Genomic DNA, 24053 nt, shown 5'->3' on the forward strand with positions numbered 1-24053 from the left:
GACAATGAGTACTGGGGTGGGAAATCCCTGCGGCTTCGATTCTCGCGCCGCCTCGTCCGCATCTCTTGTCCGAGTGGTGGCGACGATTCCTGCGGCTTGCTGCCTTCTTGAGCAGTACCTGTGGCACTCTCTCCTCTTCAACGGTAGCCCGGAGCGCCGTCGGACGGCTCGGCGTGCTCCGCGAGTAGGTCGATGACGACGTCGCAGGCACTCTCCTCGACCAGCGGGCGCAGCAGGCGGAGACTGGACAATCCTTCCGTGATCCGCGCCGGAGATGGCGAATCGGCCAGCATGCCGCGGACCATGGCGACCGCCCGGTCGGTCTCACCGAGCACGAGGTGGCACATCGCCGGATTGAACGTGTGTGCCTCCTCGCGCGGCTCCAGTTCGCGCAGCCGTTCGCCTTCAACGATCCCTCGGCGCAGGTACTCCTCCGCACGGGGACCCTCGCCGGCGCGGTGCGCCGCGAGACCCGTCAGGAAAAGCAGCCAAGGATGCGCCTCCGGTCCGTCGGGGGAGCGGCCGGCCTTCTCCGCGAGGTAGAGGAAGGCCTCCATGGCCTCGTCCGCGATCAACAGCAGCATCCCTGCCAGCTCGGCTGGAACCGAGTCCGGTGCGGCCCGGAAGTCCGCCAGCGCGCCCCCGTAGTCCTCTAGCAGAAGGCGAACTTTGAGGCGTCGGCCGATCGCCCAGAACTCGTCGGGCTTCGCCGCGATGGCCCGGTCCAGGTCTCGGAGAGCGGTTTCGAGATCTCCTCGGAGGCGGTGCACGTCGCCTCTGTGGGCGAGGACATGGGTGTACTCCGGATCGGCCTCGAGCGCCCGGTCGCAGTCGGCCAGTGCCCCCTCCAGATCGCCGATGTCCTGTCTCAGGACCGCCCGGTCCAGGAAGCGGCCACTCGTCGGCTCCAGTTCGACGGCTCGGTCGAGGTCGGCGAGCGCCGCTTCGAACTGATCCAGTCTCCAACGGGTGGACCCTCGCTGGGATAGTGTCCATGCGTCGTCCGGCGTGAGCCGTAGCGCCCGATCGAAGTCGGCCAGCGACTCGGCATGGCGGCCCTGTGCTCGGTGCAGGACGGCTCGGTGGGCTAGCAGATGGCCGTCTTGTGGGCGCAGGGCGAACGCCCGCGTGAAATCGGCGAGCGCCGCGTCGTGGTCGCCGCGTCCCTCAAAGGTCAGCGCGCGTTGGACGAGGGGTGCGGGGATCGTCGAGTCGAGTTCGCAGGCCCGGTCGAAGTCGGCGATCGCGGCGTCGAGGCGCCGGAGCTCCCGGTGGGTCCGGCCCCGTTGGATGTAGGAGGCGGCATCGTCGGGGCGCAGCCGGATGGCGCGCTCGATGTCCTCGAAGGCTTCGGCGTCCCTGCCGGCGTCGTGGCGCAGGCGCCAACGCTCGCGCAGGGCCTTGTGCAAGGTCGGCTCGGGCAGGTCCGCCTTGTCGATCAAATGGGAGAGGAAGGCCGCCTCGGGCTCCGCCCCGCTGAGGGCCGAGCCGAGCAGGTGCGCCCATCGGGCCGTCTCGGTCGCTCCGCTGTCTTGAGCGGCCTGCTCCAACGCCCTCGTCCAGCGCCGCGCCCCTGGCACGCCGTCGGCGCAGGCGTCCACCGCTCCACTCAGGGCGTCCGCGAGAGCGGTCTCCGGATCGGCGCAGAGGCGGTGGTAGATCTGCTGGAGCGGCGGACCGGGCTCGCCCACGCGCTCGTAGTAGGCGGTGAGCGTCCGGTGATGGCGCTCGAACTCGGCCGGCGAGCTGTTGCGCTGCAGACGCACCATCAGCGAGCGCACCACCTGGTGGTAGTGGCAGCGGCCGCCCTCGTCGACGACGAAGCGCAGCGAGCGCAGCCACCCGTAGAGTTCCGCGGCCCGCTCGGGCTCCTCCTCGCCGACGAAGAGCGCGAGGACGTCCTGGTTCAGGTACTGGGGGAGTGCGCACAGGCGGGCGATCCGCCGCCGCTCGGCGTCGTCGATCCCTTTGAGGAACCGGTCCACTGCGCCGCCGCTCGGATCCCTTATCGAGTCCGGGTCGCCGGCCGCAGCCTGCGCGAGCGTATCGACCAGGACCGGGAGCCCGCCGGTCAGCTCCCAGACGGGCTCGATCGTCTGCGGATCGGTGACACCGTGGCGCGCCAGCAGCCGGGAGGTCTCCTCGCGGGTGAAGGGGTGCAGCTCGACGTCGACGGTGAAGGGGCGCAGCAGCGACCAGGCGTTGGGGTCCGGCTTGTGCTGGCCGGCGATCGTGATCACGACGTCGTCGGGAAGGGAGCCGTGCTTCTCGCCCTCGACCAGAGCGAGCAGCCACTCCTGAGAAGTGGGGGCCGCGTTCTCGAAGGAGTCGAAGAAGAACGCGAGCCGTCGGGAACCGGCGGACTTGGCCAGCTCGCGGAGGAAGAGTGCTGTCAGCTCGCCAATCGGGTCGAGTGTCAGCCGCAGGTTCTGGGGCTCCTTGATCTTGCTCATCAGCCAGACCCGGCCCTCGTCGATCGCGTTCGCGGCGCCGTCCGGGTGCACGTGCCCCGCTACGTCGACCCCCGTCAGCACGGACATTCCGAGAAAGCCGACACGGGTGAGACCGTACGTGAGCATACTGGCGATGTTGTCCGGGACGTCCGGGCTGGACAGCAGCTCATGGCGGGTCTTGAGGTAGGCGGTGTACTGCTTCGTGTAGCCCTCCAGGCGCAGACCCTGGCTCTTCATCTGCTCCGCGACGGAGTTCAGCATGTCGAGCGGGCCGTCCGCGTGTTCGTCGTCGACGCGCGCGGTCAGGAACTCCGCATCGACGGCAAGCTGCTGGAACTCGCGGAGCAGCAGTGTCTTGCCGACGCCCGCGTTGCCGTGGATGTTGTAGACGAACCTCCTCGCCTCGTCATTCGGGGGGAGGGCGAGATTCGCGCGGTAGTCGTCGCGGTGGTTCTCCCGGCCGAAGAACGCCGCGCTGCGTCGTTTGCGGAGGATGTCCCGAAGGGAAGTGGTCACCACTGCTCCGAAGCCGGCCCGGGATCGTCTGTCTCGGATTCTGGCACGGAATACGGCTATCCGCCCCCCGTATTCGGCGATCCGGGTTGAACTTGGACGCGACCGACCGGGAGGCGGTCAGGTCTGCTGTGGTCGGTCGGCGATGAGGGGGACCTGGCGGGCCGCCCACGGGCTGACGGCCCAGGGGGCGCGCCGGGCCACCGTCGCGAAGTCGGCCCACTCGACCCACTCCCATTCGGCCACCTCGGCGGGCTCGGGGCGCGGGGTGTCCCGCGTGGCGGCCCGGTAGACGGGGCAGAACTCGTTCTCCACGATCCCGGAGGCGTCGGCCGCCCGATAGGCGAACTCGGGCAGCAGCACGGCGACTCCTTCGAGGGAGATCCCCAGCTCCTCGCGGGCGCGCCGGTGCAGCGCCTCCTCCATGGGCTCGCCGGGGCCGGGGTGCCCGCAGAAGGAATTGGTCCACACGCCGGGCCAGGCGGTCTTGTCCAGCGCGCGCCGCGTCACCAGCAGCCGCCCGCCGGGATCGAAGACGTAGCAGGAGAACGCGAGATGCAGCGGCGTCCGCGGGCCGTGCACCAGGCGCTTGTCGGCGGTGCCGACGGGGCGGTGGCCGCCGTCCAGCAGCACGACGAGCTCCTCCGCCGCCGTGCCGGGGCTTTCCGCTGTACCCGTCGCGTCCGCTTTCTCTGGCACGCGCCCCCCGTTTCCTCGAAGATCGTCCGCGGGAAACGTACTAGAGACGCGTGGGGGAAACAACAATTAGGTGAATTGCGATAAGTCAGGATTCCGGAAATATTCGCGGTGCGCTGCCCGCGAACGCGGTGGGGACGCGGGTGCGACCCGGGCGATCGGCGTCGGGGGGCCGAGAGGATCGGGGGCGCGCCGGGCCGTCGCCGTCCGGCCGGGGCTGCGGACGACGATCCGCGCCGAATCCCCGCAATAGGTGTGCGGGAGTGTGCGCCGATTCCGGATCCGCGAAAGCACTCCGAATTGCGCAGGACGCGGCAAAGGGCGGTGCCGCGCGCCGCTTCGGCCGCGGCCGCCGTTCGCCGCCCCGGCCCGAGCGGGCCGGCGGCGGGGGGCGGGGTCTGGCGCCGCCCGGTCGCCCGGCTGCGGCGCACCGCTGCGGTGCGCCGCCCCGGCGAGCGCGCCCTCATGGGAGTGAGCGGCGCTGCTGTCGGCGCTGCCGCCCGAAGCGGATCGCGACTCCTGGCGGCTGCCGAGCGTGCGCGGTCGGACCGCCGCTCCCAGCGCCCCGTGCGCCCCGTCTGCGGGACCGGATTCCGTGCGCGCAGGTCAGAAAGGCGGTGCCTTACTCGCAGTCGTCGAATTTCATCGAACGCGGTCTGCCTGATTGACAACCGCGGGTCGTGATGCGTAATATTCTGCGCATAAGGAAAGCGCTTTCCGGTGTTTTCCCCGAACCGCGTGGTGGAAAGGGAGTTCGTTTCGCGGTGCTTCCGATGCTCCGGGATCGGCGCCCTTCCGCATTCACCGCGGTCTCGCCGGCCGTGGAATTCCGTGTGTCCGCGGCCGGTGGTCCCCCGCCGCGATTCCCCCCGGCGTGCCGACGAGGAGGCCCGCCATCGCGGCGGCGGTCAAGCGAGGAGGTATTCCCGCAATGCCGTATTCCCCCAACAGCAGAAGAGACCCGCGGCGGTTCTCCCGCGGATTGGCCGCGAGCTGCGCTCTGGCGCTGGGCTCGGCCGTGCTGAGCGCAGCCGCACCGGCCGCAGCGGCCGCGGGCTGCGAAGTCGACTACACGGTCAACGAATGGAACAGCGGTTTCACCGCGAGCGTGGAGATCACCAATCTCGGCGACGCCCTCGACGGCTGGACCCTGGAATGGGAGTTCCCCGACGGCCAGGAGGTCACCGGGGCGTGGAACGCCGAGATCGACCAGTCCGGCTCCGCCGTCACCGCGGAAAGCGTCGCCTACAACGCCGCGATGTCCACCGGCGGAACCGCGTCGTTCGGCTTCCAGGCCACCCACTCCGGCCAGAACGGCGCGCCGGGCGGGTTCACGCTCAACGGCACGGTCTGCGACGGCAGCGCCGGCGGCGACGACGGATCCGGAGACGACGGCGACGACGGCGGAGGCGGCGGCGATCCGCAGCCCTCGGGCTCTCCCGCGGGGTGGGCCGGTGAGAACGGCGGCACCACCGGCGGCGCGGGCGGCGCGACCGTGGCCGTGGACACCGCCCAAGAGCTCACCGACGCCATGACCGCCTCGGGCCCCGCCGTCATCGAGGTCCACGGCAGCATCGCCCTGTCGGGCATGAACGACGTCACCTCCGACAAGAGCGTCATCGGCGCCGAGGGCGCCCGCATCACCGGCGGCGGCATCGACGTCGACGAGGCCCACAACGTCATCATCCGAAACATCGCCTTCGCCGACTGGGACGACGACGCCATCAACGTCCAGGACGGCTCCACCAACGTCTGGATCGACCACAACAGCTTCACCCGCGGCGACGACGGCGCCGTCGACATCAAGCGCGAATCCGACTTCGTCACCGTCTCCTGGAACCACGTCTTCGACCATGCCAAGTCGATGCTGCTGGGCCACTCCGACGACCACACCGCCGACCGCGGCCACCTGCGGGTGACCTACCACCACAACTTCTTCGACGGCTCCGGCAGCCGCCACCCGCGGGTGCGCTTCGGCGAGACCGTGCACGTCTACAACAACTACTACCGCGACAACGCCGAGTACGGCGTGGCCTCGACCATGGGCGCCGGCGTCCTGGTCGAGAACAACTACTTCGAGAACGTCGAGCACCCCACCCACGTGGGCTACGCCGACTCCGCCGCGGGCCGCCTCGAAGCGGTGGGCAACGCCTTCGAGAACTCGGGCGCGCCCGAGACCGCCGGCAGCGTGGCCGGGGTGCCCTACTCCTACACACCCGACCCGGCCCAGGATGTGCCCGCGATCGTCACCGACGGCGCCGGGCCCGGCAACATCTGATACCCGACCGGGCTCCGGTCCGTCCCCCGGGGACCGGAGCCCCTCACTGCGGGGGCCCGCCGCGCGGCGGCGGGCCCCCGCTTTTCGCGCGCCCGCGCTTCGCGGTTGCACGCCGCGGTTGCACGCGGCGGTCGCGGGTAGTCGTCGTCGGCCCGACGCGGCCGGCCTCCCGCGACCGGAGCCGCTTTCGATCCGCCGCGCGCCGCTTTCTCCGCCCCTGCGGGCGCCCGGGTGACACGCCCGGAGACCCAGATCCGCGGCGGGCGGGGACGGCCGGTTCAAGCTGGTGGGCGGATCGAGCTATAGGGTGGCGCAGCGCCGGCCATGCCCGCCTCCTCCATAAGAGACCGCGGCCGCATGGGCGGCCTGTCGAGACCCGGCCAGAAAGGTAGGCACTAGCGATGTCACAACAGAACCGCGAGCAGTGGGGGACCCGGACCGGGTTCCTGCTCGCGGCGATCGGTTCGGCCGTCGGCCTGGGAAACATCTGGCGCTTCCCCTATGTCGCCTATGACAACGGCGGCGGCGCGTTCCTGATCCCGTATCTCGTCGCGCTGCTGACCGCGGGTATCCCCCTGCTGATCCTCGAGTACGCCATCGGCCACCGGTTCCGCGCCTCCCCGCCCGCGGCCTACCGCCGACTCAACCGCTTCGCCCAGCCGCTCGGCTGGTGGCAGGTCGGCATCTGCTTCGTGATCTCGGTGTACTACGCCGTCATCGTCGCCTGGGCCGTGCGCTACGCCGGATTCTCGCTCACCCAGTCCTGGGGCGAGGACCCCGAGGCGTTCCTGTACGGGAACTTCCTGCACGTGGCCGAGGCGCCCGGCCCCCTCGGCTCCTACAACCTCGGCGTCCTCATCCCGCTGGTCGCCATCTGGCTCGTGGTGCTGGTGGTGCTCGCGCTGGGTGTGCGGCGCGGCATCGAGTGGGCCAACCGCATCTTCATCCCGCTGCTGGCGGTGCTGTTCCTCATCCTGGTCATCCAGGCGCTGTTCCTCGACGGCGCCGAGGTCGGCCTGAACGCGTTCTTCGCCCCCGACTGGTCGGCGATCACCGACGGCAGCGTGTGGGTGGCCGCCTACGGGCAGATCTTCTTCTCGCTGTCGGTGGGCTTCGGCATCATGATCACCTATGCCTCCTACCTGCGGCGCAAGTCCGACCTCGCCGGATCGGCGCTGGTCGCGGGCTTCGCCAACAGCTCCTTCGAGCTGCTCGCGGGCATCGGCGTCTTCGCCACGCTCGGCTTCATGGCCAGCGCGGCCAACGTGCCGGTCAGCGAGGTCGCCACCGACGGCCTGGGCCTGGCCTTCGTCGCCTTCCCGCAGATCATCAACAACATCCCCGTCGCGCCCGCACTGTTCGGCGTGCTGTTCTTCGTCTCGCTGATGGTCGCCGGCCTGACCTCGCTCGTGAGCATCGTCGAGGTGGTCATCTCCTCCGTCCGCGACCGCACCGGCATGCGCCGGGTCCCCGCGGTGCTGGTCGTCGGCGGCTTCACCGCCGCCGTGTCCGTCGCGGTCTTCCCGACCGACCAGGGGCTCTACCTGCTGGACGTGACCGACCACTTCATCAACCAGTACGGCATCGCGCTGGCGGCCCTGGTCGTCGTCGTGGTGGTCGGCTGGGCGCTGTGGCGCCTGCCGATGCTGCGCCGGCACACCGAGGCGGTCTCCTCCGTGCCGATGCGCGTATGGTGGGCGCTCACGCTGGGCGTGGTCACGCCGGTCGTGCTCGGCTTCATGATGTACGACAGCATCTCCGCGGAGCTCGCGGCGAATTACGGTGACTACCCGAGCTGGTTCCTCAACTCCGCCGGCTGGGGCGTGGCCGTCGGCGTCGTCGTGCTCGCCGTGCTGATCTCGCTCATCCCGTGGAAGCGCCGCGCGGGCGACGAGGACGACACCAACGCCACAGTCGCGGCTGCCGACCAGAGCGGAAAGGGGCAGTGATGTCCACCGGAGCCATCGTGATGCTGATCGTCTCCGCGGTGATCGTGTGGGGCGGCCTGGCGGCCGCGGTCCTGCACCTGCGCCGGCACCCCGAGGAGGCGGAGGACTGACGAACCGCGGTACCGCGCTCGCGGAGCGCCGCGCTGCCGACGGCCGCCCCGACGCCCGACCGGCGCCGGGGCGGCCGGCCCGTTTCCGGCCGCATCGGGCACAGGCGGGGCGGCCGGGCGTGTGGAAGAATCCGGGTGCCGGGTCGTACGCCGCCGCCCCCGCACCGCCCGCGTGCGCCGCGGCCGCCGGGGCCCGGTCCACCCGCACGCCCGAGCCCGCCGCGCCAGCTCCGACGAGGAACCGCCCCATGAGCGACCCCTACGGCCCCCCGCCGTACCCGCCCGGGTACGGGCCCTCCGGGCACTACCCGGGGGCCGCGCCTCCGCCGCCTCCGCCGCCCGGCCCGTATGCGGCCTCCGCCCCCTACAGCCACGGGCCCGCCGCCCCCGTCCACCCGCCGCCGGCGAGCTGGCCGGCCCGCGCCGTCGCCTACCTCATCGACGGCTTCATCGCCTCGGTCATCTTCCTCGTCCTGTTCTACGGCGCCATGGGCCTGGGCCTGTGGCTGTTCGACCCTGACAGCGGCGGTTCCGGGGAGGCGGCGATGATCGTCACCATGCTGGTGATGCTCCCCCTCGCCGCGTTCGCCTCCTTCTGCTACACCTGGATTCCGCACGCCCGCAGCGGACGGACGCTGGGCAAGCGCGCGGCCGGCGTCAAGGTGATCCTGATGAAGACCGGGCAGCCGCCCTCCCTGGGCCTGTCGGCGGGCCGGCAGCTGGTCGCCGTGGCCCTGGCGTCGGTCACCTGCGTCGGCACCCTGCTGGACCTGCTGTGGCCGCTGTGGGACGAGCCCTACCGGCAGGCCGTGCACGACAAGGCCGTCGGCACCCGTGTCATCCGCGTGCGCGGCGAGGGCGCCGGGCCCTACCCCGTCCACCCGCAAGCGGCTCGGCCCCACCCGGGCGCCATGCCCGCTCCGCCGGGCACCGGCGGCTGGTACTGAGCCCGAGCGGCGGCTCGCGGACGCGGCGCCGCCGCCTCCGCAGCGGAGACCCGGCGGGTCATCCGGCCGGTCGCAGGGTGAGGACGTTCTCCGACCGCTCCCGGACCGCGTCGCGGGTGAAGGGCATGGGGACGGTCTCGCCGCGGGCCCACAGCGCAGTCTGGTCCTCGTGGTGGGCGTGGAAGGCGTGGCCGGATGCGCCGGTCAGGTCGACCCAGCGTGCGGCGTCCAGGTCGGCCATGTCGACGGTCATGCGCATCGAGGGCACGGTCGTCACCGCATAGCCCTCCGTGTGCTCCCAGCCGGTCGCGTTGACGGTGCTGTCGCCTCCGGAGGCCTCCACCGGTGTGCCGTTGAACGCCCACTCCAGCGGGGCGATCCCCGACGACCCCAGTGAGGGGTGGGTCGCCGTCAGCGTGTGCAGCTCGCCCCAGCGCCACTCGGCCGGGTCGTCGCCCAGGCGCCGGGTCAGCTCGCCGGCGGCGCGCCGCAGGGCCTCGCTGAGCACGGCGTCTCGCCCCTCGGCCTCCCCGCCCTTCCACCAGGGCGAGCCCGGCTCCTCCAGCAGGCGGTCCACGACCAGCCAGGAGCGCGATCCGACGTCGAGGGCGTGGTCGCGGCCGAGCTCGTCGAAGGTCAGATCCAGCAGGTGGCTGTAGGCGGCGTTGTAGAAGGCGGCGGCCGGGGAGTCGGCGTCCTGCTGGAAGTCCCAGTCGGCGAGTAGGTCCTGCCCGCGGGCGGCGGCGCCCTCGGCGCCGACCCGCAGCAGGTACGGCACGACGGCGCGGGCGCCGCTGTTCTCGTTGTCCATCTGGATCGCGGCCATGTCGGCTGTGGTCAGGCCGCCCTTGCGCGTGGCCTCGGCCAGCAGGGTGTCGATCCGCTGCGAACGGTAGCCGTAGGCCCAGTCGCTGGTGAGCATGTGCTCGTATCCGGACCCCGCCGCGGCCTGGTTGGCTGTAACGATGTAGCCCCGGTCCGGGTTGCGCACCACCGGCAGTTCGTCGAAGTCGATGAAGCCCTGCCAGTCGTAGTCGGAGTCCCAGCCCGGCGCGGGCCAGCGGCCGTCCCCTTTGCCGCGCACGGGGATGCTGCCGGGCGCCTGGTAGCCGATGTCGCCGTCGGTATCGGCGTAGACGAGGTTCTGCGCCGGCACCTCGAAGGAGCGGGCGGCCTCGCGGAACGACGCGAAGTCGTCGGCGGCGTTCAGCAGGAAGATCGAGTCGGCGGTGGTGCCGGGCTCCAGGGCGGTCCAGCTGAGCGCGACGCCGTAGCCGTCCCCGGGCGCCTCGGCGGCCTTCCGGGCGGGATCGCCGCCCGAGTCCACGGGTGGACTGGCGCCGATCCCGCGCAGGTTTGCGGCCGCCTCGGCGTCGGACAGCAGCGGTCCGTGGCGCGTGGAGCGCACGGTGAATGCCACGTCCTCGCCGCCGGCCACCTTCACCGTCTCCTCGCGGGTGGTGAGCGGTTCGCGCTCGCCGTCGACGACGGCCGCTCCGCCCTCGATCCGCTCCAGGTACAGGTCGGCCACGTCGGGGCCGAGGTTGGTGAACCCCCAGGCGATGTCGGCGTTGTGCCCGATGACGACGCCCGGCAGGCCGGCGAAGCCGAACCCGGTGACGTCGAAGGGGCACTGCTCGGTGACCTCGGTGCAGTGCAGCCCGGTCTGGTGCCACACCGAAGGCATCTGCGCGCCCAGATGGGGGTCGTTGGCCAGCAGCGGTCTGCCCGATGCGGTGTACTCGCCCGAGACCACCCAGGAGTTGGAGCCCAGCCCCGGCGACTCGGGGCCCAGCATCGGCGGGAGCGCCTCCAGACCGGCGCCGACATCGGCCAGCACCCCGGCGGCCCGCCGCGGCGGCAGGGCCGCGTCGCCGTCCGCGGCGCCCGCGTCCCGGTCGGCGTGGAACGCGCCGCCGCTGACGCCTCCCTCGACGATCGGCCGGTGCTCCTGCTCGGGGTAGGGCGGGTACAGCTCCTCGATGCGGTCGCGGCCGATGCCGGAGGCCAGCAGCGCGGCCCGCTCGGTCTCGTGCTGCATGTTGCCGCGCAGGTCCCAGGCCATGGCCTTGAGCCAGGCCAGGCTGTCCACGGCCGTCCACTCCGCCACCTCGTGGTCGGGGTTCAGCGCCTTCAGCGCGGTGAACTCCAGGCCGCGCTCGCCGCCCTCGCGCCGGTCCAGGTAGGCGTTGACGCCTTCCGCGTAGGCGTCGAGGTAGGCGCGGGTCTCGGGCCGCAGCAGCGCGTACTCCTGCGCGGCGACGCGGCGCCAGCCCATGGTGCGCAGGTAGGCGTCGGTCTCGACCTGCTCCGCGCCGAAGACCTCGGACAGCCGCCCGGCGGTGGTCAACCGGTTGACGTGCATCTGCCAGAAGCGGTCCTGGGCGTCGACGAACCCCTGGGCGCGGAACAGGTCCTCGGAGGAGTCGGCGTAGATCTGGGGGATGCCGTAGGCGTCGCGGTGGACGGTGGCCGTGCCCTCCAGCGCGGGCAGGTCGACGGCGCCCTCGACGTCGGGGAAGGCGCGCTGCACCGACCAGAATCCGGTGCCCGCGGCGGCGAGGGCCAGGCACGCCGCAGCCGAGAGCACGATCAGCGACCACCGCCTGAAACGTGTTCTGGATCCCGCCATGGGCCGACTCTAGACCCGCGCGCACCGCGCTCGGGGCCCCGGGTGCCGTGAAAGCGGCGTGCCGCGGAGCCGCCCGCGCGCACCGCCCGCGCCGCGGGTCCGCGGTCGGGGCCGGGTCCCGTTCGCGGCCCGGCGGTTCAGTCCTCCGCGTCGGACTCGTCGCGCGGGCGGTGCGCGCGGGCGCCCCGGGTGGCCACCCGCCAGGCACCGAGGCAGCAGACGGAGACGGTCAGCCACGAGGCCACCAGAGCCCAGGCCGCGAACACGCCGACGAAGCCCGCGTCGCCGCAGTCGTACTCCGGCGGATAGCTGGCGAAGGCCCGCGTGCACCCCAGCGGCAGCAGCTCCAGGGTGAAGTAGCTCAGCAGGCCTCCCGCGCCGAGCGCGGTCGCTCCCAGGACCCAGGCGAGGCAGAGCAGTATCACCGCCGCGAAGAGCCGCCGGGCCGTGTTTCGGATCATGGTGCCCCTAGGATCGGGCCGTTTCCTCCTCGGGCGCGGCCCGGCCGCGGGACCGCGCCAGGACTCGGGGTCGAGGCGATTCAGGGGTAGGGAGCCGGTCTCGGAGTCGGAGTCGGACGTGCGCTGCCGCGATTCAAACACACTGGGAGATTCGGGGCACGCCGGACCGCGCCGCGGCGGCGGCGTGCTCGCCGCGCGGGGGCGGATCGGCCGGCGGGCCGCCCGGCCCGCCGCGCCCGTCAGCCGCCTTCGGCGCGCTTCTCGGAGTGGCCGAGGCTGCGGTGCGGCGCGATCCGGTCGCGCACCAGCCGCTTGAGGGCGGCGAGCTCGGGGAAGCCCTTGCTCTGCGCGCGGGAGTACAGGGTCTCGCCGTCGAGCCGGATCTCGAAGACCCCGCCCGTGCCCGGGACGAGCGCGACCTCGCCCAGCTCGTCCTGGAAGGTGGTCAGCAGCTCCTGGGCCGTCCACGCGCCGCGCAGCAGCCAGCGGCACTGCGTGCAGTACTCGATCTCCAGGCGGGGCGTCCTCGTCGTCATGGCGCCCATGGTGCCAACCCGTGCGCGGGCGCGCGCGGCGGCCCCGCCGGCTGCCGTCTGCGGAGCGCTGCGCCCGCTCGCGGACGCCCGCATACCCGCAGGCCGGGCGGACCCGTTGCCCGCGCACGCCGCGCGGCGGAGGTCAGGACAGCTGCATCGCCTCGGCGACGAGCTCCAGGGCCCGCAGCCGCCCCTCGACGGTGCCCGCCTGCGGCGCGACGATCAGCTCGTCGGCGTCGGCGTGGCCGGCGAACCACTCCAGGTAGTCCTTGACCTCGCCGGGGTCGCCCACGGCCGAGTACCGGGCCATCTGCAGCACCTGGCGCCCGGCGGGGGAGTCCAGTGCGGCGTCGGCCTCCTCGGACGTGATGGTGCGCCCGCGGGCGAGCAGCTGCTGGGCCATGCGGCGCTTGGCCAGCCGGGACTCCTCGGCGGCCCGCTCGGAGGTGTCGGCGGCGGCCACGTTGACCCCGGCGATGACGTAGGGCTCGCTGTGGCGCTCGGACGGGCTGAACTCGCGCCGGTAGGCCGCGACGGCCTCCTCCAGCGCTGCGGGGGCGAAGTGCGAGGCGAACGAGTAGGGCAGCCCCAGCGTCGCGGCGAGCTTGGCGCCGAACAGCGAGGAGCCCAGGATGTACAGCGGCACGTCGGTGCCCTTGCCGGGAACGGCGTCCACACCGGGGATGCGCGACCGGCCGATCAGGTAGCCCTGCAGCTCCAGCACGTCCTGGGGGAAGGTGTCGGCCGAGGAGGGGTCGCGGCGCAGCGCGCGCATGGTGTTCTGGTCGCTGCCGGGTGCGCGGCCCAGTCCCAGGTCGATGCGGTCCGGGTGCAGCGTGGCCAGCGTGCCGAACTGCTCGGCGATCGTCAGCGGCGCGTGGTTGGGCAGCATGACGCCGCCCGCGCCCAGCCGGATGCGCTCGGTGTGCGCGGCGACGTGCGCGATGAGCACGCTGGTGGCCGAGGAGGCGATGGTGGCCATGTTGTGGTGCTCGGCGTACCAGATCCGCCGGTATCCCAGCTCGTCGGCTTTCCTGGCCAAATCCAGGCTGGCGTCCAGGCTGTCGCGGGCGGTCATGCCCTCGGTGATGTGCGCCAGGTCGAGCAGGGAGATCGGGACGGACACGGGTGTCGGCCTTTCGTCGCGGCTGCGGGTGCCCGGCGGCGGGCGCCGGGCGGAGGCGGCCTCCCGCCTCGCTTGCCCTCCGGCTAACGGCGCCGGGCGACCGGTTTGTTCCGTCCGAGCCGCAGACCGCAGACCGCAGACCGCGGGCCGCGGCCGGGTGTCGGGGCGGTGCGTGTCGGGGGAGGCGCCTAGCATGCGTGGTGCCGCGCCGCGCGGCCGCCCGCGCCCCGAGGGGCGGGCGGGAGCATGCGGCGCGGCACCGGAAGCGGTCGGCGAGACCGGCGAGAGACGACGGCGGCGTCCGAGCGCCGCGAGGGAGAGGCGATGAGCACCGTTCCCGACTTGGAACCCGTGGCGAACCGGATGAGGGAGGCGGCCCAGGGGGTACGCGACCACGAGCTGGACGCGCCGACGCCCTGCGAGCGGATGCCGGTCGGCGCCCTGCTCGACCACGTCATCTCGCTCTGCGAGGCCTTCCGCCGCGCCGCGGACAAGACCTCCACCACCGCCGAGACCCCGCCGGAACCCTCCGCCGCCAACCTCCCCGACGCCTGGCGCGACGAGCTGGACCGGCGCCTGGACGCCCTCGTGGCCGCCTGGCGCGACCCGGCGGCCTGGCAGGGCGCGACCGCCGTCGGCGGCGTTGAGCTGAGCGGCGAGGCAGCGGGCACGGTCGTACTCAACGAGCTGCTGTTGCACGGCTGGGACCTCGCCCGGGCGACCGGCCAGGCCTACATCGGCGACCCGGCCAGCGTTGAGATCGGTTACGCCTTCGTCTCCGAGGTCCCCGCCGACGACCCCAACGCGCGGGAAGGCCTGTTCGGCCCCGTCGTGCCGGTGCCCGAGGAGGCGCCGCTGCTCGACCGCGTGCTGGGCCTCAGCGGCCGCCACCCCGACTGGACCCCGCCGCCGCCCTGAGGCGGGCCCGCGGCCCCGCCCGCGGCGTCCCGACCACCCGCGGCGGCCTCCGCTCCGCAGGCCCGCGGATGCGCCTGCCCGCGCCCGCGTTTCAGCCGCCCGCCCCCGGCCAGTGGACTCTGCAGGAAGAGGACGGCGACACCCGGACCCGAGGGGGGCCGATGCGAGCGGTGACATGGCAGGGCACCGAGGACGTGCAGGTGCGGGAGGTGCCCGACCCGGGGATCGAGCGGCCCACCGACGCGGTGGTCGAGGTGACCTCCACCGCGATCTGCGGCTCGGACCTCCACCTGTACTCGCCGTTGGGCATGTTCATGGAGGCCGGCGACATCCTCGGCCACGAGGCGATGGGCGTCGTCCGCGAGGTCGGCTCCGAGGCCGGCCGGCTGCGGCCGGGCGACCGCGTGGTCATGCCCTTCAACATCTCCTGCGGGAGCTGCCACATGTGCGAGCGCGGCTGCTACGCCCAGTGCGAGACCACCCAGGTCCGCGAGTACGGCAAGGGCGCCGCGCTGTTCGGCTACACCAAGCTCTACGGTCACGTGCCCGGCGGCCAGGCCGAGTACCTGCGCGTACCCCAGGCGCAGTTCGGCCCGATCCGCGTGCCCGAGGGGCCGCCCGACGAGCGTTTCCTGTTCCTGTCGGACGTGCTGCCCACCGCCTGGCAGGCGGTGGCCTTCGCCGACGTCCCGCCCGGCGGCTCGGTCGCGGTCGTGGGGCTTGGCCCCATCGGCCAGATGGCCGCGCGCATCGCCCGCCACCAGGGCGCCGGCCGGGTCTTCGGGCTGGACTCGGTCCCGGAGCGGCTGGCGATGGCCGAGCGGCACGGCGTCGCCGCCGTCGACACCGGCGCGGAGGACGACCCCGCCGCCCTCGTGCGCGACCGCACCGAGGGCCGCGGCCCCGACTCGGTGATCGACGCGGTGGGCATGGAGGCCCACGGCGCCCCGCTGGGCAAGGCCGCCCAGACCATGGCCTCGCTGCTGCCCGACGGCGTGGCCGAGAAGCTGGTCGCGAGGGCCGGGGTGGACCGGATGGCTGCCCTGCACCTGTCCTTCGACCTGGTCCGGCGCTGCGGCACGGTCTCCATCAGCGGTGTCTACGGCGGCCAGGCCGACCCCCTGCCGATGCTGGACCTGTTCGACAAGGGCGTGCAGATCCGGATGGGCCAGGCCCACGTGCGCCGGTGGACCGACGACATCCTGCCGCTGCTCACCGACGCCGACTCCGACCCGCTGGGCGTGGACGACCTCACCACGCACGTCGTGCCGCTGGACCAGGCGCCCGAGGCCTACGAGAAGTTCCAGCACAAGCGCGACGGCGCGATCAAGATGGTACTGCGCCCCGGGGCGCGAGCGGCCTGACCACAGGAGGGGGCGGCGATGCGGGTCGGCGGACGAGGAAACGGGGACCGGGGCCGCGGCGGGAGCACGGCCGCGTTCGCGGGCCGAGCTGCGGTGGCCGGCACCGCGGCCGCCGCGGGGGCGGCGGGTCTCGCCGCCCTGTGCCGGAGGCGCGGCGAGGCCGACATCGCCGGGTGCACGGCGCTGGTCACCGGCGGCTCACGCGGCCTCGGGCTGCTCATCGCCCGGGAGCTGGGGCGGCGCGGCTGCCGCGTCCTGGTCGCGGCGCGCGGCGCCGACGCCCTCGACGCGGCAGTGGCCGACCTGCGCGGCGAGGGCGTCGACGCCCGCGGCCTGGTCTGCGACCTCGCCCGGGACGCTGAGGTGACCGCCCTGGCGGCGCGGATCCGCGACGAGTACGGCGGGGTCGACGTCCTCGTCAACAACGCGGGGGTCATCCGCGTGGGACCGGCCGCCGCCATGTCGGAGGACGATGTCGCCCAGGCGCTGGACACCATGTTCTGGGGGCCGTTCCGGCTCACCCGCGCGCTGCTGCCGGGGCTGCGCGAGCGCCGCGGCCGCGTCGTCACCATCACCTCGATCGGCGGCAGGATCAGCGTGCCGCACCTGCTGCCCTACTCCTGCGCCAAGTTCGCCCAGGTCGCGCTCTCACGCGGCCTGGACGCCGAGACGGCCGGCAGCGGCGTCCGCTTCACCACCGTGGTCCCCGGGCTGATGCGCACCGGGTCCCACCTCGGCATCGAGGTCACCGGCTCGACGCGTGCGGAGTACACCTGGTTCGCCGCAGCGGCGGGTATGCCGGTGCTGTCCATGGACGCCGAGCGGGCGGCGCGCGCCATCGTCGCCGCCGCACTGCGGGGACGCCGGCACCTGGTCCTGACCCCGGCGGCCCGAGCCGCGCTGATCGCGGACGGCATCAGCCCCGGGCTCGTGCAGGCGGCCCTGCGGACCACGGCCCGGCTGCTGCCGCACGGGCAATCGCCCGCCGTGCGCACCGGCGCGCAGGCCCGCCGGCAGACCGGGGTGTTCCTGCGGGCGCTGACGCGCCTCAACGACAGGGCGGCCCGGCGCTTCAACCAGGTCCCCGCGCAGCGCGGCGGCGCAGCAGGCGCGGGCGGCCCCCGCGGACGCGAGGGCTGAGGAAGGGCTCCGCGGCCCGCGTCCGCAAGATCACCGCCGCCCCGGTCGGGGCCGGGGCGGCGCTCCGCTCGGGCGGGTCAGCGCCCGCCTCCGGAGACCGCGTCGCGCATGCGGTCCACCAGACCGGCGCCGGGGTCGAGGATGCGGTTGGCCGGCGGGGTGTCGGGAGCGTTCGGGTGCGGACGTGTGGGCGCCCACTCCTTGGCCTGCAGGACCTTGCTGCCCAGCTCGGCCAGCTCCTGTTGGCCGCACGCCTCGCGCAGCCGCGGGAGCAGGTCGTTCTCCTCGTCCTGGACGTGGTGCCGGATGTCGGACATGAGCGTGCTCAGCAGCTCCTCGAACCGCGGGTCGACGGGCTCCAGCCCGGACAGCTCGCTCATCACCCGCTCCGCCTCGGCGTGCTCCCCGATCTCGTGGTCGGCGATCTCGTCGCCGTCGGGCAGCGCCTTGCGCGCCGCCGGGTACATGTACTGCTCCTCGGCCACCGAGTGGCGCACAAGCTCGGTGATCACGTGCTCGACCATGCCCTTGCGCTTGGCAGGGTCTCCCGCCCCCTGCTCCAGCTGGCTGAACACGCCCTCGACGGCGCGGTGGTCGGCGACGATGACCTCGATGAGGTCGGTGGTGTGCCTGGTCTCTGCCATTCCGGCTCCCTTGTCGGATCGCGGTTCACGTGCGCGGTCAGGGGTCGACTGCCCCCATTCCCGCGGTCGAATCGCCGTGACATCCGGCCGTCCGGGCCCTCGGCCCCGCCGGCTCAGCCCGCCTGGATCTCGCCCCCGGTCGGCGCCAGCACCTCACCGGTGTAGTAGGACGACAGCCGGTTGCTGGCGAAGAAGACATAGGAGGGCGCGATCTCGTCGGGGTCGGCGGCGCGGCCGACGGGCGCCTGCCCGCCGAAGCCCTCGACCTTCTCCTCGCCCAGCGTCGAGGGGATCAGCGGCGTCCACACCGGCCCGGGGGCGACGCAGTTCACCCGGATGCCCTCGTCCATGTAGTGCTGGGCCAGCGAGTAGGTGAGGTTGTGCACGGCGGCCTTGCTGGTGGCGTAGTCGATGAGCGTCTTGTTGCCGCGCAGCCCGTTGACGGATCCGGTGATCACGATCGAGGCGTCCGGCGCGAGATACGGCGCCGCGGCGCGCAGCGTCCAGAACACGCCGAAGACGTTCACCTCGAAGGTGCGGCGCAGCTGCTCGGTGGTGAGCTCGGCGAAGTCGGACACCGGCTCCTGCGTGGCGGCGTGGGCCACCAGCACGTCGATGCGGCCGAACTCCGCCACCGTGCGCTCGACCATGTCGGTGCAGTGCCCCTCGTCGGCCACGTCGCCGCGGATCAGCAGGCTCTCGCGGCCCGCGCGCCCGACCAGGCCGGCGGTGTGCTCGGCGTCGTCGTCCTCGCTGAGATAGCCGATCGCCACGTCGGCGCCCTCCTTGGCGAAGGCGGCGCACACGGCCCGGCCGATCCCCGAGTCGCCCCCGCTGACCAGGGCTTTCTTGTCGGCGAGTAGATCACGGCCGGTGTAGTCGGCCATCTCGTCGCGCGGCCGGGGCTGCATCGGCTCCGTCGCTCCCGGGTGGGACTGCTGCTGTGCGGGCGGCTGCTGGCTCATGGTCGGCTCCCTGCTGGTGCTGTCGGCTGCACCCCGCGCGGCCGCTCGGCCGCCGCGCGGGAGGTCGCGTACGCGGGACCGCCCGCCCGGAGACCGGGCCGGCGGCGCCCGCGGCGGGCCGTCACTCCGACGACTCCCCGGTCACGTCGGCGATGTCGCGGCTGACCTCGTTGGGGCCGCCGTACCGCTGGCGCGGCAGCCGCTTCAGCGCGTCGATGACGCCTTCGTCGGCGTCGTGGGCCTTGGCGTGCTCCACCAGGCCGTCGCGCGTGGACGGGTAGTCGGCCCCGGACAGGGCCTTCTGGACCTCGATGAACGTCGGCTCTGCCATTGCGGCCTCCTTCGCCGAACCTCTGTGTATGCGGATAGGGACGCGCCTACCCCCGGTCGGCGAGCCCATGCCCGGCGGTTCGGCTCGGAGGAGGCCCCGTGCCGGCGCTGCGGCCGGCACGGGGCCCGAGGGTGAACGGCGCGCGTCGGCCCGGTCACCGCGCACCGCTGTTGCCGGGGTCACACCGCGATCGCCGATGAGCCGGGAACAGTTCGCGGGTCCGAAGTGCTGAAGCTCAGGCATTCACCGCAAGACCGAACCGGTCACAGGCTCCGCTGGTTCGCATGACCCTCGCGCTCCGGGCGGCACGCGACCGCGGACGGTGACGTCCCACGTTGCTCGACCTACGGGAAGGCCGGAACGAGACAGTGGCGGTATCCAGCACCCACTCAGCTCACACGGACGACGGTTCAGCCCAGGCGCCGACCGCGGCGCCGGCGGAACCGACTGGCCTGCAGCGCCTTCGGCTGATCCTCGTCCTGGGCGCGCTCGTCGCGCTCGCCCCCCTCACGATCGACATGTACCTGCCCGCTCTGCCGGAGATCGGCCGGGATCTCCAAGCACCGTCCTCCGCGGTGCAGCTCACCCTCACCGGCACCCTCCTGGGCCTGGGCCTGGGACAACTGCTCATCGGCCCGCTCGCGGACTCGGTGGGCCGGAGGATCCCCCTGATTTCGGGAACCGTCCTGCACATCTGCGCCTCGCTGCTGTGCCTGGTGGCGCCCAACATCGCCGTGCTGGGCGTGCTGCGCGTCGTGCAGGGCGTGGGCGCGGCCGCGACGATGGTCGTGGCCCTGGCCGTGGTCCGCGACCTCTTCAGCGGCCGCGCCGCCGCCACGACCCTGTCGCGGCTGATGCTGGTCATGGGCGCGGCGCCCGTCCTCGCGCCGACCCTGGGCAGCACCGTCCTGGTCGCCGGGTCCTGGCGGTGGGTGTTCGGCGCCCTCGCCGTCCTCGGCGTGGTGCTGCTGGTGGTGGCCGTGCTGGCGCTGCGCGAGACGCTGCCCCCCGAGCGCCGGATCGCCGGCGAGGTGCTGCCCGTCCTGCGCACCTACAGGTCGCTGCTGACCGACCGGGACTTCGTGGTCCTGGTGCTGGTGGCCTCGCTGGCCATGTCGGCCCTGTTCTCCTACGTCTCGGGCGCGTCGTTCGTGCTGCAGGAGCAGTACGGTCTCGACCAGCAGCAGTTCGGGTTCGTCTTCGGCGCCGGCGCGATCGCCGTCATCGGCGCCTCCCAGCTCAACGTGGTGGTGCTCAACCGCCTCAGCGCCGAGCGGATCGTGCTCTACGCGCTGGTCGCCGCCGTGGTGTTCGGCGCGGTGCTGATGACCGTCGCCTTCACGGGCGCCGGCGGGATCGTCGGCCTGATGATCCCGCTGTGGTGCATGCTCGGTGCGGTCGGCTTCGTGATGCCCAACGCTCCGGCGCTGGCGCTCTCGCGGCACGGCGAGGCCGCGGGCACGGCCGCGGCGCTGCTGGGCGCGGGCCAGTTCGGCCTGGGCGCGCTCATCGCCCCGCTCGTCGGCGTGCTGGGCAACGACGGGCCGGCCATGGCCACGACCATGACCGGCGGCGCCCTCGTCGCCCTGGCGCTGCTGACGGTCTCGCTGCTCAGCGGGCGCCGGGTGCGGAGCGCCGCTGCCGTCGCGGGCTCCTGAGCCGCGGTTCAAACCGCCGCAGGCGGCGGTCCGCGGCCGGGCCGCGGACCCGTCCGGCCGGTGCGGACGACGGGGGCCCGTACCGCAACCGCGGGCGGGCGGGGGCGCCGAGGGGCGCCCCCGCCCGCCCGCTCTGCTGTGCGCGGCACGCGGCCGCGGCGCCTCAGCCGAGTTCGGCGAAGAACTCCCGGATGTCGCCGGCGAGCACCCCGGTCGCCTGGTGCGCGGCGTAGTGCCCGCCGGCGCCGTAGGAGTTCCACCGGACGATCCCGGCGTGGTCGCGCTCGGCGAACCGGCGGATGGAGACGAAGTCCCCCTCGAACATGGCCAGCGCCGTGGGTGCGGTCGTGGGACCCTCGGGCCGGGCGTCGTCGTGGGCGTCCTCGTAGTAGAACCGGATCGACGATCCCGAGGTCCCGGTCAGCCAGTACAGGGCCACGTTGGCGATCACGAACTCGGCGTCCACCGTCTCGTCGAAGAGCTGCGCCTGCCAGGCGAGCAGCCCCAGCGGCGAGTCCGCGAGCGCGTAGGCGAGCGTCTGCGGCTGCTGGCTGTGCAGGGAGTTGAACGAGAACTTGTTCTCGTAGAACCACTGGAGGTGCGCCAGCGCCGCCTGGTCCTGCCCGCTCAGGTCCGCCATCTCCGCGGGGTCCCCTGTGGGGAAGGAGAAGAGCTGGGTGACGTGCACGCCCGCCACCCGCTCCGGTGCGATGCGGCCGACCTCGGGCGAGATCATCGAGCCGCCGTCGTTGCCCACGGCGCCGTAGGCCGAGTAGCCCAGCCGCTCCATCAGCTCGGCCCACGCCCGCGCGGTGCGGCGGGTGCCCCAGCCCGCCTCGCGCGTGGGCCCGGAGAAGCCGAATCCCGGCAGCGACGGGATCACCAGGTGGAAGGCCGGCGTGTCCGCGGAGTCGGGGTCGGTCAGCAGCGGGATGATGTCGAGGTACTCCAGCACCGATCCGGGCCAGCCGTGGGTGAGGATCAACGGGAGCGCGTCGGCGCGGGGCGAGCGGACGTGCAGGAAGTGGATGTTCTGGCCGTCGATCTCGGTCGTGAACTGCGGGTAGGAGTTCAGCCGCCGCTCCAGGGCGCGCCAGTCGAACCTCTCCAGCCAGTAGGCGGCCAGCTCGCGGACGCGGTCGCGGGGCACGCCGTAGGCTGCGCCGGAGCCGGGGACCTCCTCGGGCCAGTGCGCGCGGCGCAGCCGGTCGCCGAGGTCGTCCAGGGCGGTCTGGGGAATCTCGACGCGGTAAGGGCGGATGCTGTCGGCGGACATGGCGACTCCTTCTTCCAGAGCGGAATGCTCTGTTCCGCTGTTGGTTCGACTGTAGCAGAACGGAATGATCCGTTCCAGTGTTAGGGTGAGGGCATGCCGAATCCGACCGAGGCCGCCGACTTCTCCGGACGCCGTGCGCAGGCCGCGCGCAACGACTCCGCGATCCTCGACGCCGCCCGCGCCGTGTTCCTGGACGATCCCAAAGCCCCCGTCTCCGCGGTCGCCTCGCGAGCGGGAGTGGGGATAAGCGCCCTCTACCGCCGCTACGGGGGCAAGGAGGACCTGCTGCGCCAGGTCTGCCACGACGGTCTGCGCCGCTACATCGCCGAGGCCGAGCAGGCTCTGGCCGAAGACGACGACTGGCAGGCCTTCACCTCGTTCCTGGCCAGGATCGTCGACGCGGACGTGCACTCCCTGACCGTGCACCTTGCCGGGTCCTTCGAGCCCACGGCCGAGATGGGCGCCGACGCCGCGCGCTCCAGCGAGCTGGCCGAGCGCCTGACACGGCGCGGCCACGCGTCGGGGCGCCTGCGCTCCGACTTCACCCCGGCCGACATCGTGCTCGTGCTGGAAGGGTGCGCGGCCCTGCGGTTCCCCGATCCCGAACGGACCCGCCGGCTGCGCAGGCGCTACCTGGCGCTGCAGCTCGCCGGACTGGACACCGCGGCCGGAGCGGCGCGCGACACCGGGCTGCCCGGCCCGCCCGCGAGCGAGGAGGAGCTGGGCTGGCGCTGGCGGCGCTGAGGGCCGATAGCCGCGCGAACGACACCGGGGCGCGGCCGTACACCGGAGTACGGCCGCGCCCCGGTGCGTGCGGGCGCCGTGGGAAGCGGTGTGCTCGGCCGGTCGAGGAGTCGGCCGGCCGCGGGGCGAGGGGGCGGCCGGCCGAGGGGTCGAGGGGGTCGAGGGGGTCGAGGGGATTGACATCGGACTCGCTGCGCTGGATGCTCAACCTGAAAGTTGATAAACGATGAGGTTGAACGCGATGGCCGATGACGAGCTGAGCGCGACGTTCACGGCACTGGCCGATCCGACCCGCCGGGCCTCCTCGCCCGGCTGGCGCGGGGCGAGGCCACGGTCAGCGAGCTCGCCGCACCGTTCGACATCAGCATGCAGGCGATCTCCAAGCACCTGAAGGTCTGGGAGCGAGCGGGGCTGATCTCCCGCGGGCGCGACGCGCAATGGCGGCCCTGCCGGTTGGAGCGGGCGCCGCTGGAGGCCGCGTCGGGCCGGATCGACCGCTACCGCGAGATCCAGCGGGACCGCATGGACCGCCTCGATCGGGCCGTACGAGGGCTCACGGGCGACGGGGGACGGATGGCGGACAGCAGGCGAACGGCACGGAGTCGAGCCGGCGGGGATCGGCGGGACCGGCGCAGGAAGCGCCGAGAACACGGAGAGGGAGCAGGACCATGGCTGACACTACTGAGATCATCGTCGAGCCGGGGCGGCAGGACATCGTCATCACGCGGGTCTTCGACGCGCCGCGCGAGAAGGTCTTCGCGGCGCTGACCGACCCCAGGCTGGTCGCCCAGTGGTGGGGCGCCGGCGGGCCCGGCGAACTGGAGATCTCCGAGTTCGAGGCCCGCCGCGGCGGCACCTACCGCAACATCAGCCGCGACGAGACGGGCACCGAGTACGCGTTCCGGGGGGTCTTCCACGAGGTCATGGCGCCCGAGCGGCTCGTGCACACCTTCGAGTTCGAGGGCATGCCGGGCCACGTGGCGCTGGAGTGCACGGACCTGGAGGAGCTGGAGGACGGCAGGACCAAGTACACGGAGCTCTCGATCTACCAGTCGATCGAGGACCGCGACGGCATGATCGCCTCGGGCATGGAGCACGGCGCCCGCGCGGGGCTGGAGAAGCTCGCCGAACTGGTCGAGTCCTCCTGAGGCCGGGCGCCCGCGCCCTCCGGTGCACCGCCTTGCGCGGCGGACGGAGGGCGCTCGCGTGTCGGGACTCTCAGGGGTGGGGTGGGGCTGGGATCGGGGGCTGGGATCGGACTCGGACGCCGGGATGAGGCGGCCGGGTGCGGTCTTCGATGACGGGGCCCGGG

Annotated in this window: 20 protein-coding genes and 1 pseudogene; 11 read left to right on the forward strand and 10 right to left on the reverse strand. The window is 73.0% G+C overall.

What is annotated here, in order from left to right:
* Window positions 1-137: 137 nt before the first annotated feature.
* Together ABEA15_RS00120 and idi are read right to left on the reverse strand one after the other, a co-directional pair.
* Window positions 138-2969: a tetratricopeptide repeat protein gene (locus tag ABEA15_RS00120; RefSeq protein ID WP_344140375.1), complete on the reverse strand. Its 2832-nt coding sequence runs from the start codon at window positions 2967-2969 to the stop codon at window positions 138-140.
* 117 nt (window positions 2970-3086) lie between these two features.
* Window positions 3087-3665, reverse strand: a complete 579-nt coding sequence (gene idi, locus ABEA15_RS00125) for an isopentenyl-diphosphate Delta-isomerase (protein WP_345554907.1) — start codon at window positions 3663-3665, stop codon at window positions 3087-3089.
* Between the two features lie 928 nt (window positions 3666-4593).
* Here idi and ABEA15_RS00130 point away from each other — a divergent pair.
* The 4 genes from ABEA15_RS00130 (at window position 4594) to ABEA15_RS00145 (ending at window position 8946) form a co-directional block, all read left to right on the forward strand.
* Complete coding sequence (locus ABEA15_RS00130; RefSeq protein ID WP_345554908.1) at window positions 4594-5940, forward strand: pectate lyase family protein; 1347 nt, start codon at window positions 4594-4596, stop codon at window positions 5938-5940.
* A gap of 401 nt (window positions 5941-6341) precedes the next feature.
* Window positions 6342-7889, forward strand: coding sequence for a sodium-dependent transporter (locus ABEA15_RS00135; protein WP_345554909.1), 1548 nt, complete (start codon window positions 6342-6344; stop codon window positions 7887-7889).
* Window positions 7889-7999: a methionine/alanine import family NSS transporter small subunit gene (locus ABEA15_RS00140; RefSeq protein WP_311544520.1), complete on the forward strand. Its 111-nt coding sequence runs from the start codon at window positions 7889-7891 to the stop codon at window positions 7997-7999. The genes ABEA15_RS00135 and ABEA15_RS00140 overlap by 1 nt, the downstream gene beginning before the upstream one ends.
* Window positions 8000-8247: 248 nt before the next feature.
* Complete coding sequence (locus ABEA15_RS00145; protein ID WP_344140365.1) at window positions 8248-8946, forward strand: RDD family protein; 699 nt, start codon at window positions 8248-8250, stop codon at window positions 8944-8946.
* 58 nt (window positions 8947-9004) lie between these two features.
* Here ABEA15_RS00145 and ABEA15_RS00150 read toward each other — a convergent pair whose 3' ends face one another.
* The 4 genes from ABEA15_RS00150 to ABEA15_RS00165 all read right to left on the reverse strand — a co-directional run bounded on the left by ABEA15_RS00150 (window position 9005) and on the right by ABEA15_RS00165 (window position 13701).
* On the reverse strand, window positions 9005-11578 hold the full coding sequence (locus ABEA15_RS00150) for a penicillin acylase family protein (RefSeq protein WP_345554910.1): 2574 nt from the start codon (window positions 11576-11578) through the stop codon (window positions 9005-9007).
* Window positions 11579-11715: 137 nt separating this feature from the next.
* Complete coding sequence (locus ABEA15_RS00155) at window positions 11716-12039, reverse strand: hypothetical protein (RefSeq protein WP_344140361.1); 324 nt, start codon at window positions 12037-12039, stop codon at window positions 11716-11718.
* A 239-nt stretch (window positions 12040-12278) separates the two neighbouring features.
* Window positions 12279-12575: an Rdx family protein gene (locus tag ABEA15_RS00160; RefSeq protein ID WP_345554911.1), complete on the reverse strand. Its 297-nt coding sequence runs from the start codon at window positions 12573-12575 to the stop codon at window positions 12279-12281.
* A 142-nt stretch (window positions 12576-12717) separates the two neighbouring features.
* A complete protein-coding gene (locus tag ABEA15_RS00165; RefSeq protein WP_345554912.1) occupies window positions 12718-13701 on the reverse strand; it encodes an LLM class flavin-dependent oxidoreductase in 984 nt (327 codons plus the stop codon).
* Window positions 13702-14025: 324 nt separating this feature from the next.
* Between ABEA15_RS00165 and ABEA15_RS00170 the strand changes: the two genes are divergently transcribed.
* The 3 genes from ABEA15_RS00170 to ABEA15_RS00180 all read left to right on the forward strand — a co-directional run bounded on the left by ABEA15_RS00170 (window position 14026) and on the right by ABEA15_RS00180 (window position 17123).
* Complete coding sequence (locus ABEA15_RS00170) at window positions 14026-14619, forward strand: TIGR03086 family metal-binding protein (RefSeq protein WP_344140355.1); 594 nt, start codon at window positions 14026-14028, stop codon at window positions 14617-14619.
* A 161-nt stretch (window positions 14620-14780) separates the two neighbouring features.
* Complete coding sequence (locus tag ABEA15_RS00175; protein ID WP_344140353.1) at window positions 14781-15983, forward strand: zinc-dependent alcohol dehydrogenase; 1203 nt, start codon at window positions 14781-14783, stop codon at window positions 15981-15983.
* A 93-nt stretch (window positions 15984-16076) separates the two neighbouring features.
* Complete coding sequence (locus ABEA15_RS00180) at window positions 16077-17123, forward strand: SDR family NAD(P)-dependent oxidoreductase (protein ID WP_345554913.1); 1047 nt, start codon at window positions 16077-16079, stop codon at window positions 17121-17123.
* Window positions 17124-17200: 77 nt separating this feature from the next.
* On the opposite strand, the gene ABEA15_RS00185 is transcribed toward ABEA15_RS00180, so the two are convergent.
* From ABEA15_RS00185 to ABEA15_RS00195, 3 genes are all read right to left on the reverse strand, one after another.
* A complete protein-coding gene (locus ABEA15_RS00185) occupies window positions 17201-17767 on the reverse strand; it encodes a hemerythrin domain-containing protein (protein ID WP_344140349.1) in 567 nt (188 codons plus the stop codon).
* A 113-nt stretch (window positions 17768-17880) separates the two neighbouring features.
* Window positions 17881-18732, reverse strand: coding sequence for an SDR family oxidoreductase (locus ABEA15_RS00190; protein WP_345554914.1), 852 nt, complete (start codon window positions 18730-18732; stop codon window positions 17881-17883).
* Between the two features lie 121 nt (window positions 18733-18853).
* Window positions 18854-19063 carry a DUF2795 domain-containing protein gene (locus ABEA15_RS00195; protein WP_344140345.1) on the reverse strand — a complete coding sequence of 70 codons (210 nt, stop codon included), beginning with the start codon at window positions 19061-19063 and terminating at the stop codon, window positions 18854-18856.
* Between the two features lie 368 nt (window positions 19064-19431).
* Between ABEA15_RS00195 and ABEA15_RS00200 the strand changes: the two genes are divergently transcribed.
* Complete coding sequence (locus ABEA15_RS00200; RefSeq protein ID WP_345554915.1) at window positions 19432-20721, forward strand: multidrug effflux MFS transporter; 1290 nt, start codon at window positions 19432-19434, stop codon at window positions 20719-20721.
* A gap of 163 nt (window positions 20722-20884) precedes the next feature.
* Here ABEA15_RS00200 and ABEA15_RS00205 read toward each other — a convergent pair whose 3' ends face one another.
* Entirely contained in the window at window positions 20885-21997 is a 1113-nt protein-coding gene (locus ABEA15_RS00205; protein WP_345554916.1) for an epoxide hydrolase family protein, read from the reverse strand.
* Window positions 21998-22090: 93 nt separating this feature from the next.
* Between ABEA15_RS00205 and ABEA15_RS00210 the strand changes: the two genes are divergently transcribed.
* The 3 genes and pseudogenes from ABEA15_RS00210 (at window position 22091) to ABEA15_RS00220 (ending at window position 23889) form a co-directional block, all read left to right on the forward strand.
* Window positions 22091-22741, forward strand: coding sequence for a TetR/AcrR family transcriptional regulator (locus tag ABEA15_RS00210; protein ID WP_345554917.1), 651 nt, complete (start codon window positions 22091-22093; stop codon window positions 22739-22741).
* Window positions 22742-22982: 241 nt separating this feature from the next.
* Window positions 22983-23290 (forward strand): annotated as a pseudogene (locus tag ABEA15_RS00215) (ArsR/SmtB family transcription factor); the annotation flags it as partial.
* Between the two features lie 119 nt (window positions 23291-23409).
* The gene (locus ABEA15_RS00220) at window positions 23410-23889 is read left to right on the forward strand and encodes an SRPBCC family protein (RefSeq protein ID WP_345554918.1); all 480 of its coding nucleotides are present in this window, start codon (window positions 23410-23412) and stop codon (window positions 23887-23889) included.
* Window positions 23890-24053: the final 164 nt, after the last annotated feature.

The organism is Streptomonospora halophila (assembly GCF_039542725.1).
Lineage (GTDB): Bacteria > Actinomycetota > Actinomycetes > Streptosporangiales > Streptosporangiaceae > Streptomonospora > Streptomonospora halophila.